The organism is Saccharothrix sp. NPDC042600 (assembly GCF_040647305.1).
Taxonomy (GTDB): Bacteria; Actinomycetota; Actinomycetes; order Mycobacteriales; family Pseudonocardiaceae; genus Actinosynnema; species Actinosynnema mutabilis.
Window position 1 is genome coordinate 93,528 of sequence record NZ_JBEZBW010000004.1, and the last position, 17,345, is coordinate 110,872.

The following is a 17,345-nucleotide window of genomic DNA, read 5'->3' on the forward strand; positions in this document are numbered from 1 at the left end:
CCGCCACCGCCGCAGCACCATGACTCGAGGACACCGTTGAGCACCGACCCCAAGACCGTCCAGGCCGCCCGACTGCTGATCGCCCAACTCGGCCTCACTCCCCAGGACCTGATGTGGGTCCCGACGGACATCCCGACCTTCGCGCAGTACGTGCCCAAGGTGGTAGCGGCCTCCGGCCCAGGCGCCGCCCGCACCTACGGCACCTACTGGACCCGCATCACCGAGACCTTCGGCGACCGGCGCCTTGACGAGGTCACCGCCACCGACATCGAAATCCTCAAGCGACAGCTGGTCGCCAATCGACGCATCAGGCGCAACGACCGCGGCGGCCAGTCTGTGGCCGAACACCTCGTCTCAGCCATGCGAGCCATCTACGCCCAGGCCATCAACGACAACCTTCTGCCCCCTCACCACAATCCTGCCCTCAAGGTCGCCAAACCCCGCCCTCGCCCCATCACCCACTACGCCTTGGCGTCCAATGAAGTAGCCGCCCTGTCCGACGCACTGACCACCAGCGGCCACGACGCCGTACTGGACACCCTGCTGTTCCGTCTGCACCTGGAATCCGCCTGCCGACGTGGCGGCGCACTGGCCCTTCGAGAGGAGGACATCGAACCGACCTCCTGCCTCATCCGCCTGCGCGAGAAGAACAACACCGTGCGTCTGCAACCGATCAGCCCCACCCTGATCGCCTCACTACTGGCCCACCGCGAACACCGCGGGAACGGCAAACCCACCACCGAACCACTGCTGCGCCACCACAACGGCACCCCGATCAACCGCCGCCGCTACGACCGCATGTGGCAACGCCTGGCCGACCGCATCCCCTGGGTAGCCGCCCACAACATCTCCACCCACTGGCTGCGCCACACCACCCTGACCTGGGTCGACCGCCACTACGGCCCTTCAGTCACCCGCGGCTACGCAGGCCACAGCCACCCGCGCGGCGACAACGTCACCGGCACCTACACCAAAGCCACCCTGCCCGAGATCGCCACCGCCCTGGCCGCCTACACCCGCGAACCACACCCCTTGGCCACCACACCACCACCCGAAGGCGGACAGCCCACGTTCCCCGTCTTCACGCCGGTACGTCCGTGACCGAGCGTCCCACGCGGCTTTTCGTCCCACCGACCAACCGCCCGCAGGTACCGCTGCAGACCATCGCCCCGCCACCGGCGCTTTCAAGGAAGGCCGAACTCCTGCTCGTCACTGCGGCCATCGACCACTCCGGCCGCATCCCGGCCCGTCGACTTCTGCGTGCACTGGCCTGGAACCCAGGCGACTCCACCAGCACCCAACTACGCGGCGACGTGATCACACTGCGCCTCGACCCGAAGAGCCCGCGTCGGATTGACAGCCGGCACCACGTCTTCGTCCCCCTCGGTCTACGTGACCTGACGGGTATCCGCACCGCCGACCACATCGCACTCCTCGCCGTGCCCCAAGAACAGGTGCTCCTCATCTGTCCTGTGGGGGTCCTACGCTCGCTGATGGCAGATCATTTGACGCTGGAGGACGACGCTGTAGTAAGCCAATCCTGATCAACGCCCTCAGCGTGAGGTCGCAATGAGTGCCTCTCGCAACGCGCTCGATCACGCATCGCTGCAACTAGGAGTGCACCTTGCTCCGAATCCGAGACCGATACGCCGGCATGGCTGGTGAGCGCACTACACCCCTTACGTCAACGACTCGGGCTGGTCGAACCAGTCAGCCAACATGGTCGCGGACAGCACCTCGACCCCGACGTGTTCCTGGACCAAGCGCCTACCATCAGCGACCGCAGAAGTCGCGGCCTCCCCTAGTGGCTCGTCGAACCACGTTCGCGCCCACGCGACGAGGGCGGCCGTCGGGCGTGCTGTGTTCGACGGGCGTGCGGTTCCGTGGTGAAGCAAGAGTCGATAGAGCCCACGTGCGGGTATGACCGGTGGTAGAGCCAGCTCCGCAGCACGGCTCTCGGCCAGCTTGGCGACTCGCAGACCTCCCGTGTCGATGTCGCCGAAGTACCAGCAGGCGGTGGGCGCAGGTGCCATCGTGCTCAAAGCCGCGAGGCGGGTCCCAACCTGGTTGCCCGAGCCCCAAACGACCCGACCGTCGAACCCCAACTGTTCCGCCCGGTCGCTGATCGAGCGGAAAGTGGTGTAGTTCTCGATCACCAACCACGATCGGTCGCCAAGCGTTGTCTGCTCCACCGGCGGCCAGCACGCGTAAGCTTCGAGCAGTTCGAGGGTGAGCCTCCCCGGACTGAAGAGCGGGCCGAGCACCCAGCCTTCCAACTCCTTCTCGTCGCCCAGAACCTCCAAGGAGCGCTCGCGCACCGGGACCCGTATGGCCCTGCGCTTCGGCAGCCAGTTGTTGACCGCCTCGAGGAACGACAACTCGGCAGGGCTCAGGAGATCTTCGTCGAAGAGCCGGGCCGCCCACGCCAACTCCGCATGCCAGACCACGGGTGGTCTCGCGGTTCGCTCGGGACGGAGCGGCGCGGGCCTCGTCACGTAGAGGGGGAGTGGGGGATGGGCTGAGCGATCCAGCCTGGTCCGCGGCAGTTCCACTCGCCCCTCAGCAGCCAGAACGGCGAGAGCCCTGAGCACACGGCTCCTCCATCCCACTGCGGCGGCAGCAGTCCGATCGACCGACGCGGCGGCGACGAGGACGGCTTGCAGGGGCACGCGACGGACACGTGACTTCTCCACCGCCAGGGCGATGGCGTCCGCGATGGCCTTCTCATGGTTCATGCCGCACCGCCGACACCACGTCGACGACCTGCGAGTTGTTGTCATCGACCTGCACGTACGCGCGACCTTCGCGCGTCGTGGAGGACCGCTTGTGCATGGCCGCGATCCGGGGGAAGGTCGTAACGGCCCCGAGGTCGCCGATACCCGTCCAGAACACCAACTGGACGCCGTTGGCCCGGGCGACCTTGCGCTGGAGTTCGAGGAAGGGCAGGTAATTCGCCTTGCCGAGGGGGTTGTCCAAGGGCACCACGCCGCCCGCGGAGCCGGCTTTGGCACCGGTGCGCTGCTCGGCGCGCAGTCGGGCGAGTACGCAGAAGAGCACCAGTGAGGCGGTGAGGTTCTCACCACCGGACCACTTGCGCATCTCCTCCACCGGGGTTCGCCCGATCGGCTGATCGGGCGAGGGCTTGAGCACGGTTGCCTTGAATCCCTCGACGACTGACGCTTCCGTCGCGCGCCACAGCAGCTCGACGGCGTCCAACTCGATGCGGCCACTCCGGACCATGCGGTCCACCAGCTCCCCGACCCGAAGGACGACCTGTTCCCGGTTTGGACGGTTGCGCGCTTCGACCACCAGGAACTTCCGGTGTTCCCAGCGGCCGATGCCCTCCGGCAGCTCAGACAGGGCGGAGGCGCGGTTGAGCAGGGCGAGAGCATCGGCGACCAGGTCGCTCAACCTCACCACGACGTTGTTCTTGTGGGTCTCGACGTTGTGGAGCTGCTGGGAGATGGCCTTCTCCCTGGTTTCCAGGTCGAAGGCCAGCTCACCGGCCAGCGCGGCCACGCGTTCAATGACGTGCTCGCCGCGGAACATCTCCCGCAGTCGATGCACGGCCTGCCCGTGTTCGTCCTCCGCGACCGCGGCGAAGCGGTCCTGCCCGGCCCAAGTCCGCAGGTCGTGCACGGCCGCAGTGCGGGCGCGATCAGCTGCCACATACGCCTCCTGCACCTTCTCCAGCTCCGTGACGAGGTTCCCGACGACGGCCCGGGTCTCCTCGTCGTCGTCGGGAACCGTCCCGGACGGCTCGACGGCCGCGGCGACCGGACGCAGCTTGTCGGCCTGGTCGCGCAGGAGACCGGCGCGGGTTTCGGCCTTGCGGACCGCGTCGGCCGCGGCATCACGGTCCTTCTCGGTCTGTCCCAGCTTCACCTGCCCCTCCGACGCCTCCGCCTCCGCGGCCGCGGCCAACCGCTCGGCGTGCTCCTGGTCGACGGGCTGCTCGATCTCGTCGGTGCCGCGGAGCTTGCTCACGGGTGCTTCGGCTTGTTTCCGCCTGGCGGTATCGAGATCCGTCCGAGCCGCGCCGACCGCCTGGTTGGCGCGTTCGAGGCGCTCGGCGGCGCGGGCGGCGGCGCGGGCGCGGAGGTCGTGATCCGCGGATGCCTCACCGGCGACCAGTTCGAGGGCGGATCGCTGCACCTCCTCCGGGTGCGCGTACCACGCCCTGCCGACCTTGACGACCTCGCGTTCGGCATCCTCCACCGCCCTGCGCAGCTCTCGTTCCGGGAACTCCTCCCGCAACTGGCGCTGGGCTTCGGCGTCGACGGTCTCGGCCGCCTCCAGTGCCAGGTCGGTAAGGGTGGCCGGTCGGGGCAGTCCTTCACGTCGTCCCGTCCACTCGGTTCGCCGCCGGTCCAGCTCACGGATGTCCGTGGCAAGTCGCTCGATGATCTGAGCCGCGTCCTCGCGGTGCCTCTCGGCCTGGCCGGCCTGGGCCGCGGCCCGGGAGCGCTCGTCCGGGATCGCCGCCAGCCTGGCCTTCGCGGGTTCCGCGACGTCCCGTTCACCAGCGGCCAACGCCGCCACCCGTGGCAGGACCGCCCCGATCCGCGCGAGCTGCTCCCTCCGGTCAGCGAGCAGGCCGGCTACCTCGTCCGCGCCCTCCCGGGTCGTTCGCAGCTCCTCCGACACGGTGTCCTCGTGCTCACGGGCTCGTGCCAGTGCGGACTCGGCGGCGGAGGTGCGCTCGCGCAGGCCGTCAATGCCGTCAGCGGGCAACTCGCCGACGAACGCCTGGATTCGCGCGATCCGGGTGGCGTCGTGGCCGCGCTGCTCGCTCAACCGTGCCAGGAGCTCGCCGTCCGCGGTGTGGCGGCCGCGTCGACGCTCCAGTTCCGCTGAGGCCGCGCCGGGGTCGTGGTGGGCCCGCGCCGGGCCGAGGACGACACGTGGCGCGCCGGGGTGGGCGAAGGCCGTCGCCGGAGCCAGGACGACCACGTCCTCGACTGCCGTGGTGATCTTGGCCGCGGCACCGGCGGGGTCGCCGTAGACCACCACACCGTCGACCACGTCGGGCAATGCCGCGATGACGGCGGTGTGCTCGTCCGGCCGCACGTGTTTGGCGAGGTAGTGCCACCCGGAATGCGCCGTGATCCCCTGCCGGTGCAGCTCGTGGAGCACCTTTTCGACCTCGGGGCGCGGTGGCAGCAGGTCTGTTTGCTCAAGGCCGAGAATCGCGCGCTCGTCCCGTGCCCGTTCCTCCCGAACGTTGATCACTCGGTGATCGGCAGCGGCAACGGCACCGGCGAGCCCATCCAGGATGTCGTCGACACCGTGTGTCAGGTCCACCAGGTCGGTTTGGAGCAGTTCCCGCAGGCGCGCGTCATCAGCCAACTCCGCAGCTCGCCGCGTCAGCCGGCGGAGCTCCTCCGCGAGGGGCTGATGCACGTCGCGGGCCTTGGTCGTCCCGGCCCGGGCCAGTGCCAACCGCTTCTCGCAGGCACTGATCTCCTCCAGTGCGGCCACCTGAGCGGCCCGCAGCCGCTCGACGTCCTGCCGAGCGGCTCGTTCCTCCTCACGCCACCGGACCTCGGCCGCGTCGATGCTCTCATCCCGGGTGATGATCCCCTCGGTCACGAGCTGCTGCTTCTCGGCCTGGAAACGCGCGAGGTGGTCGTGGAGCGAATCTTCTTCGCTCTTCAGTGCGGCGAGCCGCTCGTTCGCGGCGTCGAGTTCCGCCTGCGCCTTGACCCTGACGCCGCGGGCGTCACCGAGAGCGGATCTCATCGTCCCGAGTGAGCGATCCGCCTTGGCGATCTCGTTCTCCAGCGCGCCGGCCACGAGGGCCTTCGCCGCCTCCGCCCTGCGGACGAGCGGTTCGACCTGGTCGGCCGCGTCGAGCAGGGCGTCCTTGGTCGTGTCCAACCTGGCCTTTGCGACTTCCAGGACGAGGTGGTCCTCCACCGCGCCCCAAGCGCGCACTTCCAAACCAACCGCGTCCACCTCGCCCTGCGCTTCGGCGAGCCGGGTCTTCGCGGAGCGGACGAGGAAGTCCACGGCGATCCTGCGGTACTCGTCCCGCCGCCTGCGGGCGGCGTCAACGCCACCTTTCAGGTCGGTCAGCCTCCCGCTGAGATCCTCAACCAACCCGGCCGCGTCGTCACGCCTGCCCCGGGCGACTTCCTCCGCCTGGTGCAGAGCGCGCTTGAAGCCTGCTGCACGCACCCATACCCCATCGCGGTTCTTCGAGGCTTTCTCCACGGCCTGGTGCGTCTCACCCAGCGCGACGACCTTGGGCGCCGCCGTGGTGCAGAACTCTCTCTCAGCCTGGTACATCGGGCGTTTGGCGATCTCGGCGGCGGTGTCCGCGAGCAGTTCGCGCACCGGAGCCACCCGCTGTTTGTCGCCGACGAAGCGCAACAGGTAGCGCACGAACGCGCCGGGGGAGTCGATCTCGGCGAACAGCCCGTCGATACCGCCTTCGGCGGCGTTCACCTCGGTGAAGTAGTGGAACAGGTCGGGGTCGAAGTTGCGCTCGCGCAGCGCGTTGTGCCACTCGGCGATGGTCTGGTCGGCCACCACGGCGTTCACGCCGAGTGCTGCCAGTTCGTTGACGTGCGACCGAAACCGCTCGAGGTCGTACCTGCCGCCGCTGCGGAGGGTGAACGGCAGGTCGTCGAGGGTCGAGCCTTCCACGTACGGGTCGGGGTGGACGCACCACCAACTGCGCCGGAGCTTGTCCTTGCCTGGGCCGTTGTAGTCGCGCGGCCGCACCCGGCCATCCCACTCGTAGACGGCGCCGGTCAACAGGAGGTTGCCGGCCGGGTCCGCCCATTCGGCCACCACGTGCGCCGTGTCCTTCGCCTGGACCAGGTCCTCCAGCGTGCGCTTCTTAGTCCGAGTGGCGAGGAAGTCGCGCCGGTCGGGCAGGATCAGTGCGAGCAGCAGTGAGAGCATCGTGGTCTTGCCCGCGCCGTTGCGCAGCCACACGATGGCGTCGCAGGGGTCGCCGGCCACGTCGGTGAAGTCGACCGACAGGTCGGAGAACCGGTTCTCGGGAACGCCGATGGAGTCCAGGTACAGCCGTCGCAGCCGGAACATCAGTCGCTCTCCTGCCCGGAGCCGCGCGCCAGGGCCGCGAACACCAACGATTCGGTCGTCTCGGCAAGCCCCACCCGGAACCGGTCGTTGAGCATGTACGCCTTGCCCCGTTCGTCGTCGAGGGAGGGCTCTCGACGGGCCCGCCCCGTCGTGACCAGGAATTCGAGGGTGCGGTGCACGTAGTCACGACGGCAATCGCGCTTGAGACCGCCGTTCTGAGCCGGCAACACCTCAGGCAGGTCCTGCCACATCCGTGCGGCTTCGCCGAGCTGCCCGTCCAACTCGTCCTCGACGCCGGCTGCGGCCTCGACGACCGCGCCGATGTTGCGGTCAAGGAAGCGCTCCAGGTCCACCGGGCGGACGGTCGGGCTGCCGGTCTCGATCAATGCTTCACCGTTCGGGTAGGCGAAGGCCGCGACGGCCACCAGTACGAGGCCGAAGCAACGCCTGTCCTGTAGCCGGTTCTGGCCGGTGCGGATAGGCAGACCGGAGTTCTCCAAGGTGACCGCGAACGGACCATCGCCGCGTCCGGATACGAGCAGACCCAGCGGTGTGGGCTGCCGCAGGTCCAATCCGAGCCCGTCGGCGACACGTGACACGATCTCGGCGAAGCCGGTGTCCGTCATGTAGCGGTCCAGCAGCGCGCGGTACGGGCTGCCCGTCGTCGGGCGTTCCTTTGGACCGAGCGCGAATCGGATGAGCAGTGCGGCGCTGGTCACGTCGGCGAGGTTCATGCGGCTCCACTCGAATCGAGGTCCATCCGGTCGAGCGCCACCGATGTGGCGAGCACGAGGTCGGGACCGCGGTAGCGGTCGTCCACCAGAGAGATGCCTTGGTCGAGCGCGACCAAGGGGGCCAGGGCGGCTGCGATGTCTTCACTGCGCGGCCGGTCGTCGGGCGCGGTGTCGTCTCCCGTGACGAACACCCACAGCGAAGCCCCCCACACCACGTCCAGCAACCGGGTCGGGTCGTCGACCTCCGCCGCCCGGGAACGTGCGACGGCGAGCAGCTCGGACAGCCGCGTCGGGCGGTGCGCCGCCGCAGCGAGGATGTCGGCCGCGCACCTGGCCACGTCGTCGGGAACCGAGTCGCCGACGGCATCTCCGAGATCACCGGGATCGTCGACCTCCGGATCGGGTTGTTCCCGGATCACCGGGGCGCGCAGCAGCACTGAGCACAGCTCGTCGAGCCCCCAACAGGAGGGGACAACAGGTGGTGCGACGCCCGCCGTCAGCTCGTCCGCGGAGACCGCGAACGAGTCGTCGTCCGCAGTGAGGAGTGGCCGCAGCACGTCTCGCGCAAGGTCGATCGCCGCTGCGAGGCCACGCGGCTGGAACCGCTGAACCTCTTGGGCGGCGAGGAACACCGGAATCGCCCGTTGGACGTACCGCTCCAGCCGCAACCACACGTCCTCGCCGCGCCTGACCTCGCGCACGATCTCCCTGCACGTGTCCCGTGCCGCCGGGTCGGCGCTGGACCGCTCGGCCAGGTCGCGAAGCTGTCGATCGCGTTCGAGCTGCGTCGACAGCTGGGCCAGAACGTCTGTCAGCCACGTCGGCATCTCGCCGCGCCAGTCCACGGCCCGGATGTCGCGGCGGGTGTCCTCCAGCCTCTCCCGCAAGCTCGCCGAGAGCCCTTGGGCCGTTCTGGTCGCCTGCCGCGCCGACGCGAGCGCCTTGGCGAATTCGCCCGCCTTCATCTGAATCTCGACCATCAGCTTGAGCGCCAGTGCACGGTCGGCGAGGTCGGTGTTGAGCGCTTGCAGGTAGAGCACGATCGCCTGATCGGTGGCCGTGATGGCGGCACCCTCATCACCGTCGGTCAGGCGTAACAGCCGGAACCGGAACGCCTCGGTCCGCTCACCGGTCTCGTCGTCGGCGGCGGGCTCCACCCACGTCGCCTGATGCGGTCGACCATCGTTCAACACGGTGCCTAGCACCAACTTCGCCACCTTGGCCCACGGACGACGAGGGTCGGACGGGTTCATCCGCCTCGCCACCTGCGTCAGGTGGTCCACCACGGCGGCCGGACTGACGGAGCCGTCGAGGCTGGCCTGGTTGAGCACGACGTAGTCGATCAACCGAAGTGCGAGCTGGGCCAGGTCGTAACCCCGGTGCTCGAAATCCGCCCTGGGCGCGGCACGGTTGAGGAGTTCGAACACGGGCCCCAGCAGCTGCAATGTCTGCCATCGCCCGTACAGCTCCGTGGCCGAGCGGGCATCGGACGGTCGGCTCATGCTCCACGGGTTCCATTCATGCCGGGACGTCGCTTCTGACCGGTCTAGTCGCCCACGGTGCCGAGTGCGTTACAGACTGTCCAATTGCGTTCCATCGCCGTCGGTCTCGGTCCGAAGTCGTGGTTGCGGTGGAAAGAGCTGCGACCGTAGGTCAAGGTTCCTTTGCAGCTCGTCGCTGGCCAGCTCATCGGCTGGCTTCTGCGGAAGATGCTCAACGAATAGCGCGAGCCACCGCGCCACGGCGGTCCTGGCCAGCGCATTGAGCTATCCGGGGCTGGCCGGGCTGACCACCAGGTGCCCGCTTTGGCATCGACGACGCGGAAGACGGCGCCAAGGATGCCGCGTCGTCGCCACCGCGGCTACCGACGGAACACCACGGGGTCGTTCATGCAGTACGACGAGACCAGTCATCGCTGCCGCATCGTTCGCGCACTGGCGGTGCAACGAATTCTCTCACAGGGTGAAAGCCAGACTCAGGGTCATCCTCACAGGCAGAGCGCCCGACACGGGGCCGACCAACTCCGGTTGCACAAGAGAGCTGCGGCTCGCGTCCGCGCACCACCCAGCAAAGGTGACCGGCGCGTTGTTTTGGGCGCTCGACTGGTCGGAGGATCCGCTGGCGCCGGAGATGCCGGCGTGGCAGGCCCTCCACCGCGGCGTTCCCGTCGCGCGACGGATCGCCGAAGCAGTGCTCGCCGCAGCGCCCGTCCGCCTGGCCTCCGACATGGCTGACACCGCCGCTTGTGAGTAAACCTCAGACGCGCGTGCGAGAGCACCCTCGTCGTAGTCGGCGACCACGGGCAGATGGTCCGACGCAGCGCGCGTGGCCGGAGTGTCGACGATCATGTGGTCACGCAACGCCGTCACCACCTCGGCAGTGACCCGGACGGCGTCGACCCGCCGTGACCCCAACGGGTCACCGGGCCAGTGGCCGCTGCTAGCCGTCCACGGCACGCCAAACGGCAGGTGCTCGTGCAACACCGCGACGGCGTCGCGCAGGCCGCCGGAGAACAGCACGTCGGCGGGCTCACGGTCCGCGCGCCATCCGGACCGCCTGCCCTCCAGGTAGGCCCAGGTGGTCTGCCGACCCCGACGGCGTGCACGTGCACAACGCCATTGGCGAACTGGGGGAGCATCCTCAGGTCATTCCATGAGCCCGCCGGTTCCCGGATCGGTTGACAAGGCGGATGCGCTCCCTGGTGCGCGGCCTGCCGCGAACGCCCGCAGGCCCCGCACCAGGGCGGTGTCGATCAAGACGCGCTTGTAATCGCTGATCAACGCGACGACCTGCTCCGGATCAGGCGCTGTCGCGTCCGAAGATCTCGGTCAATCGACGGTGTCATCCTCGTCGGGTCTCGGGTCCGGGTCGTCGTCAGGATCCTTCTCGGGCATCAGCGCGGCGCGGATCACCTCTCCCACGTCGTTCAGCTGCTCGACGGGGATGGCGAGCTCGCCCTCGTACACGCGGTGGTGTCCTCGCGCGGTAACCCGCCAGGTGCCGCGCAGCTCCGCGATGTCGGACGCATGGACGACCAGGGCGAACTCGTCGGGGTCGGTGTCGTGCACGCTTCAGGGTCGCAACGCGTCCAGCGTCACGGTGAGCGACGTCGACCCGTCGTTGCGGTACAGCACCTCGATCCGTGTGGCAGCCTGTCCGAACACGTTGGTGCCGAGGTACCTGCCCAGGCCCACTGAGCTAGACAGCGGCGTGTCGGCACCCCACCGGACAGGAAGGTCCGGCAGCTGTGAGGCGAGGTTAACCCGATCGGGCTCGACCGGGTTGACGGCCGTCGCTTCACCTTCGATGAGGACCTGTACTTGCACGTTCTCCAGGAATACGTCACTACTGTTGCGGATGCGCAGCACGGTGCCGTGTCCGGCGTAGCCAGCGAGGTAGTGCAGGAAAGCCGGCCACGCCTGCCGCACCTCCTGCTCCCAAGACTCGACCTCCGCCAGGAACTTCTCAGGGCTGCGACGGTCGGAGAACGCGAACGGGGCGAGCTGATCGTTCCACCCGAAGGCACGGGCGCGGATCCTGCCGCGGGCCGATGCCTCGCCGAGGCTGTCACGGTGCGCCCGGATGTAATCCTCCAGCACCTGTTCATAGCCGTGTGGATGCCGTACCGCGCGGCCGACCACGGTTACGTCCAGCTCGGCGGCGACGGCATGCTGTCGGCTCCGATCGACCATCGCGCGGATCTCCGCGCCCTTGGCCAGTCGCGTCTCGCCGTCGGCCCGGAGGAAGATGGCACCGTCGGTCAGCTTCTCGGGCCCGTCGTTAAGGCACGTCCACACGCTGCCGGTCGGCGGGTCGACGACGATGACGATGACGTCCTTACCGTTCCCTGCGGGGATGCGCTCGAAGTCCCAACGGGGGCCGGGCGTCCCGGTATAGCGGGCGACGAACCGGGCCAGCTCCATCGCCTCGAACGGCGCGATGCCGGTGACCGCGCCGGGAGCGACCCCGAGAACCATCAGGGCGCGCCCCTGGAAGTACCGGGCTGCGGTGTCCGGGTCGCGATTGGCCGCGCCGAGGATGACCGGAGGCTTACGCGAAGTACCTTCATGTTTTGACTGTCGTGCGGCCACACTGCGAATTGTCTCAGCCGCGCACCAGGACGGAGAACGGTCGCCCCGGCGGCAGCGGGACGTATCACGATCCTCCGCTCACCCGAAAGTTGTCCACGTTCACCGGCCAACGCGGGGCCGTGGTGGGCGGCGGCAACCCCGGCGCGCGGATCGCCGTCGACCTCGCCGACCTCACCGGCCACGGCCGGCTCACCCAGCGCCCCCGCTGCGCTACCTGCGCGACGAGATCGACTGCGAGACCCTGTTCGACGTCGCCACCCACAACCAGAAGGCGTCGGCGCGCTGGGCGACATCGTCGCGGTCCCACCACCCGCAAAGCCCGCGATCGAGACCTCCGTGGTTTGGTCGTGTGGTGGCGTCAGCCGGGCGCCACCCCGCCGCGTCAGCGAGAAGGGGTAGTCGATGGAAGCGAGTCTGTGTTGTGACGCGCTGTTATCGTTCCCGAATGGCGCAATGGCCTCCCATCACGAGGGATGACCTCCGGCACGCCGCCGGTCTGGCCGGGTTCGATGCCGACTTCCCTCTATTGGTGCGCCGATTGATCGCCGAGACCGGCTGCGGTGTGACAGAACTGGACATGCCTGGGGGTTCGGGTGTGTCCACCGGCGGCTTCGACGGGGTCGTGACCACCTCGGAGTCCGCGCTGTTCGTCCCCGCAGGGATGTCGGTGTGGGAGCTGTCGGTGGAGAAGGACGCGCAGGGCAAGGCGAATGCCGACTACGGCAAGCGTCTCACCGGTCCCGGCGGCGAAGCCACCTGCGACATCAGCTACATGCAGGTCAGCCTGGCGCATTGGGGGAAGGCCAAGTCGTGGGCCGCCGAGCGCAATCGAGAGGGGCGATGGAAGAAGGTCTACGCCTACAACCTCGACAGCGTGCACACATGGCTCGACACCGCGCCTGCCACGATGGCATGGCTGGCCGAGCGTCTGGGCAAGGCATGGCCGGGAGTCCAGGCCGTCGACACGTGGTGGGCCGACTGGTGGCTGTCCTCGACCACCGTGCCGCTGGACGCCGATATCGTCCTGGCTGGACGGCACTCCGCCGCCAAGACCTTCGACGAGCTGGCGCGGTCAGGCCAAGCAACGATCACCGTCGGTGGTGACCTGCACGCCGATGAGCTGCGCGCCTTCGTCGCCGCACACTTCGAGCACGCGAACAACGAGAACTCCACGGCCGTGGCCGCACGGACCCTGTTCGTCGATTCCCGGGAGAGTCTGGCCCAACTGCTCCGACATCCGACCCGCCTGGTGCTCGTCGTTGCCGACGCCGCCCTGCTGACCGGGCTTCCGCTACAGCACGGCCACCAGGTCATCGTGCCTGTCGAGCCTGGCGAGGACGCGGACGTGGTGGTGCCCCGGCTCGACGACGACGAGGTCGCCAACCGCCTGCGGGCGGCAGGGATCGAGCACGAGCACGCCTACCGGTACGGCATCCTCGCGCGTCGAAGCCTGTCGGCCCTGCGTCGCGCCCTGGCCGTGAAGCCTGCCGTGCTGCGACCACAATGGGCGCGCGCACCAGGACGAACCGAGCGGCGCCTGGTGCTCATTGGAGGCTGGGACGGCACCAATGTTCACGACCGGCACCTCGTTCAGAAATTGGTCGGCTGCTCCTACGACGATGTTCAGGAAGCCGCACACCTCCTGGCGGCGTCCGGCGAGATGCCGTTGCTGGGCAACCTGCGCGAGCACTGGCATGTGCTGTCGCGGGGCGATGCGTGGTCGCTGTTGGAACACCACTTCCACCGCGACGACCTCGAAGCCCTTCGGGAAGCCTGCCTGGAAGTCTTCGGCGAGCCGATCCCACCCGGACACAGCGGCGGGTACAGCCGACGGCACCGGTACTCGACACTGCTGCGAGAAGGGTTGGCCGACTCCCTCGCGCTACTCGGCACTACCAAGGACCTTCCGCAACTGCCCAGCGGCATGACCGGCGGCGGCACCGCCGAAGCAATCGTCGAAGCCCTGGTAACCGCGGCCAACGCCGACGACACCTACGGTCTGTGGATCTCCCTGACCGATGTCCTACCCGAACTAGCCGAGGCGGCCCCCGACCCAGTCCTGCGCGGCATGCGAGCCGGACTACGAGGCCCTGCGCCACTGCACCGCAGGATGTTCCTCGACAACGACACGAACGTTCTCGGGCCGTCAGGCTGGTCGCCACACCTGGATGTACTGCGGGCTCTGCATGTGCTGGCCTGGTCACCCGACCACCTCGACGAGGTCGCCGACATTCTTGCCGCGCTGGACGACCTCGACCCCGGCGGCAGCTGGTCCAACCGGCCCGCGGCCAGCCTGGTCGAACTCTTCCATCCGGCACGTCCCAGCACCTCAGCGGACTGGCGACACCGCCTGCGGGTCCTGCGGCGGCTGCTGCACCGCCACCCTGAGGCCGGGCGCCGTCTGCTCAACGCACTGCTGCCCGGTGGACGACCGTCCCGCAGCCTGCACGGAGGCCCGAAGCACCGCGCCTGGGCTCGACGGACCCCGCTCAACAACACAGACCTGAACAGCACGCTCTCCGGCATCATGGACCTCCTGATCGACGACCTCGCCGACGACCCCGCCCCCTACCGGCTCATCACAGACAAGATCGACCGCCTCACCCCCGAGAACCGCCACCGGCTGACCGAACGCTTCATCCAGCTCGGCTCGACACTCGACGACGAGGCAGCCCGAGCAGACCTCTCCCACACCCTGCGGACAAGAGCCGCCCGCCACCGCGAGTACCCCGACGCCAAATGGGCCCTTCCCGAGGACCAACTCCAGGTCATCGACCAGGCCGCAGCCGCGATGCAACCACGGACCGCAGTCATGCGAGCCGCTTCGCTGTTCACCATCACATGGCTGCACCTGGGCATACCCCACAAGCGCGACGATCCCGTGGCCCACGAACAAGCCATGCAACGAGTACGCACCGAGGCTCTCACGGCGGTCATAACCGAAGGCGGGCTGACCGCAGTCGCAGAACTGGCCGCCATGACCCAGTACCCCCACCTCGTCGGCGCCGCGCTCGCCGACCACACCACCGACCTCGACGCCACCATGCTCGACTGGCTGGACAGCCCGCAACCGCAACGCGAAGTCGCTATGACCTACTTGCGGATGCGGCTGTCCCGCGAGGGCACATCACTGCGCGACAACCTCCTCACCGCCGCCGCCACCCCCGCGATCCAGGCATCAATCCTCGAAGCAGGCGGCGACTCGGCCGAAGCGACGCGCACCCTCCAAAAACTTCCGTCCGAGGTCTCCGAGCACTACTGGAGTTCACTGTCCTGCTACGACGTCGCCCGGACCGACTCCCACACCCTGGAGGCCGCACGCGGCTTCCTCAGCGCGGGGCGACACGAAGCGGCGATCACGCTGATCGCGATGCGCGTCAAGAACACCGACACAGCCGAAGCAGCGGAACTCGCCGCGACCGCGATGGAAGCGCTGCTGACCGCCACGACACCCGAGCCGCGCTCACCTCGACCAGACGAGTACCACTACCAGGCGTTGTTCGCACTGCTGGCATCCCACGCCACCACGGTGGGACGCCAACGCGTCATGCGCCTGGAGTGGCTGCTGTTGCCCAAACTGGGCCACGAGCCCGACGCTCCAACCATCCACGCCGCCCTGGCCGACGACCCCGCACTCTTCGCCGAGGTCGTCGGACACCGTTACCAACCGCTCGACGACGACACCGATGATCCGATCGCCGAGGACGAGCCGCGCAGGTTCATCAAGGTCCGCGCCTACGAAATCCTCGACTCCTGGTCCCACTGCCCCGGACTGGGCCCGGATGGCTTCGTCGACGCCGAACGCCTCCGCGACTGGGTACTCCAGGTCCGCGCGCAACTCGACAACCTCGGCCTGACCGAGCAGGGTGACCGCGAGATCGGCTGCATCCTCGCCCGCGCCCCGGCAGACCACGACGGCCTGTTCCCACCTCGCGCGGTGCGTGCCGTCCTGGAGGACCTCGACAGCGACCACGCCGACGACACCTTCCACTCCGGTGTCATCGCCAGGCAGGGCGTCACGGTCCGAGGCATGACCGACGGCGGCGTCCTCGAACGCGACCTCGCGGCCGCGTACCGCCGGCAAGCCAACGACTGCGACGACGGCCCCCGAACCCGACGACTGCTGCGCAACATCGCTCAGACCTATGAGCACCTCGCCCGCAGCGAGGACGACGAAGCGGAGCGCCTCCGCCGCGGCCTTCCCGACTAACCGGTTACGGGCCGAGCGGGGACGGCAGCCGGAGCCATCGAAGTCAGGTATCCCGGCTGACCGCCGCCTAGCTCGTCAACGCGGTGGGCACGAAACCCGTAGGAGCCGATCCGCTTACCTCGGCGCATCGGCTATGGCACATGACCAGCGTTCGGTGGGGCCTGGGCTCCCTCGGCCGTGCTTGTCGGACAGGCCCGCTCCACATCCAACCGCCAAGCCGAGACGTCCACGGAACCTGATACTCGCGCGTCGTCCGCTCCGTGGAATACGAACCGCAACCCCAAGTCACCACTCACCACGTCGCTAGATCGCCATCCCCCCGGCAGCGACACGCATTGAACTACCCCTGACCGGGCGCACCGCCGCCGTAGGGTTGCCTAATGCCTACAAGTCGAAGATCCAGCGAGTGTGGCCCGGTGCTGCTCGACTGCCACGACCTCGACGCGGCAGTGCGCTCACTCGCCGTCGCGAGCGACCGCAGGGAGCAAGCACTGATCGACGCCATCGCGTCGGTCGACCTTCCTGGAGGCACGGTGTCAGAGGACACCGAGACCGCAGTGCCACGTCGAGCGTTCGAGATGCTCGAACTGACCGACGAAGACTTCCGGTTCGACGGCACCTGCTTCTTCCACGGCACACGAACGCTGGATCCGTCGAGCTTCCGGCGACATGGCATCCTTCCGCTCGGCCGCACGGTGGACCAACTGTGGATGGACCTGCATAAACTGATCTCCGAAAAGATCACCCTGGCCGAATGGCGTGATCACCGAGCGATGGTGGAGAGAGGCGGAGGAGGCCACGGCGGCTACCTCTATCGCCTGAAGACAACCGGGCTGTCCTTCCACGGTGGCCCATACGCTTTCCTGATCCGTGACCACCACCTTGACAGAATCGACGGCAATCACGACTACCTTGCCACGCCGGAGATTGTCCACGACATCGCGCGCACCTGCGATTTCGACCTACAGCAGGTTTTCGAGGACGCGGCCAAGCCGTACATCGTCAAGTTTCGCACGGCTGAAACGACAATCCATGCGCTGCATGCAGCATTCTGGTATGTCCACGCTGCACTGCGCGGCGAGAAATCCGGCTGGTACAGCCTGTACGGGCATGATTGCCGCAACACCGTCGTTTCTGTTGAAGACGTGCTGGACATCGCCCCTGTCGTCCCCCCTGCTTGATTCCTGTACCCAGTTCGAAATCCTCTCAGTCGCTTCTCGTGGCAAGCCGATCTACCGGCCGCTGTCCGTGGGA

At 68.2% G+C, this 17,345-nt stretch carries 11 protein-coding genes; 4 read left to right on the forward strand and 7 right to left on the reverse strand.

Features of this window, described 5'->3' with window-relative positions; all coding sequences use genetic code 11:
- The first annotated feature begins 36 nt into the window (after positions 1-36).
- Entirely contained in the window at positions 37-1,101 is a 1,065-nt protein-coding gene (locus AB0A74_RS05110; RefSeq protein WP_358247598.1) for a site-specific integrase, read from the forward strand.
- Positions 1,098-1,544 carry a hypothetical protein gene (locus AB0A74_RS05115; RefSeq protein ID WP_358247599.1) on the forward strand — a complete coding sequence of 149 codons (447 nt, stop codon included), beginning with the start codon at positions 1,098-1,100 and terminating at the stop codon, positions 1,542-1,544. The genes AB0A74_RS05110 and AB0A74_RS05115 overlap by 4 nt, the downstream gene beginning before the upstream one ends.
- Positions 1,545-1,679: 135 nt before the next feature.
- Here the strand turns inward: AB0A74_RS05115 and AB0A74_RS05120 are convergent, their stop codons facing one another.
- The 7 genes from AB0A74_RS05120 to AB0A74_RS05150 all read right to left on the reverse strand — a co-directional run bounded on the left by AB0A74_RS05120 (position 1,680) and on the right by AB0A74_RS05150 (position 11,881).
- A complete protein-coding gene (locus AB0A74_RS05120; RefSeq protein WP_358247600.1) occupies positions 1,680-2,735 on the reverse strand; it encodes a Wadjet anti-phage system protein JetD domain-containing protein in 1,056 nt (351 codons plus the stop codon).
- Entirely contained in the window at positions 2,725-7,056 is a 4,332-nt protein-coding gene (locus AB0A74_RS05125; protein WP_358247601.1) for a hypothetical protein, read from the reverse strand. The genes AB0A74_RS05120 and AB0A74_RS05125 overlap by 11 nt, the downstream gene beginning before the upstream one ends.
- Positions 7,056-7,790: a hypothetical protein gene (locus AB0A74_RS05130; protein WP_358247602.1), complete on the reverse strand. Its 735-nt coding sequence runs from the start codon at positions 7,788-7,790 to the stop codon at positions 7,056-7,058. The genes AB0A74_RS05125 and AB0A74_RS05130 overlap by 1 nt, the downstream gene beginning before the upstream one ends.
- A complete protein-coding gene (locus AB0A74_RS05135) occupies positions 7,787-9,292 on the reverse strand; it encodes a hypothetical protein (protein ID WP_358247603.1) in 1,506 nt (501 codons plus the stop codon). Before AB0A74_RS05135 ends, AB0A74_RS05130 begins: the two co-directional genes overlap by 4 nt.
- A 453-nt stretch (positions 9,293-9,745) precedes the next feature.
- Entirely contained in the window at positions 9,746-10,309 is a 564-nt protein-coding gene (locus AB0A74_RS05140) for a hypothetical protein (protein ID WP_358247604.1), read from the reverse strand.
- Positions 10,310-10,618: 309 nt separating this feature from the next.
- Positions 10,619-10,858 carry a hypothetical protein gene (locus AB0A74_RS05145; RefSeq protein ID WP_358247605.1) on the reverse strand — a complete coding sequence of 80 codons (240 nt, stop codon included), beginning with the start codon at positions 10,856-10,858 and terminating at the stop codon, positions 10,619-10,621.
- A 3-nt stretch (positions 10,859-10,861) separates the two neighbouring features.
- Positions 10,862-11,881 carry a hypothetical protein gene (locus tag AB0A74_RS05150; RefSeq protein WP_358247606.1) on the reverse strand — a complete coding sequence of 340 codons (1,020 nt, stop codon included), beginning with the start codon at positions 11,879-11,881 and terminating at the stop codon, positions 10,862-10,864.
- Positions 11,882-12,326: 445 nt separating this feature from the next.
- Between AB0A74_RS05150 and AB0A74_RS05155 the strand changes: the two genes are divergently transcribed.
- Positions 12,327-16,091: a hypothetical protein gene (locus AB0A74_RS05155; protein ID WP_358247607.1), complete on the forward strand. Its 3,765-nt coding sequence runs from the start codon at positions 12,327-12,329 to the stop codon at positions 16,089-16,091.
- Positions 16,092-16,507: 416 nt separating this feature from the next.
- Positions 16,508-17,272, forward strand: a complete 765-nt coding sequence (locus tag AB0A74_RS05160; protein WP_358247608.1) for a hypothetical protein — start codon at positions 16,508-16,510, stop codon at positions 17,270-17,272.
- Positions 17,273-17,345 lie beyond the last annotated feature (73 nt).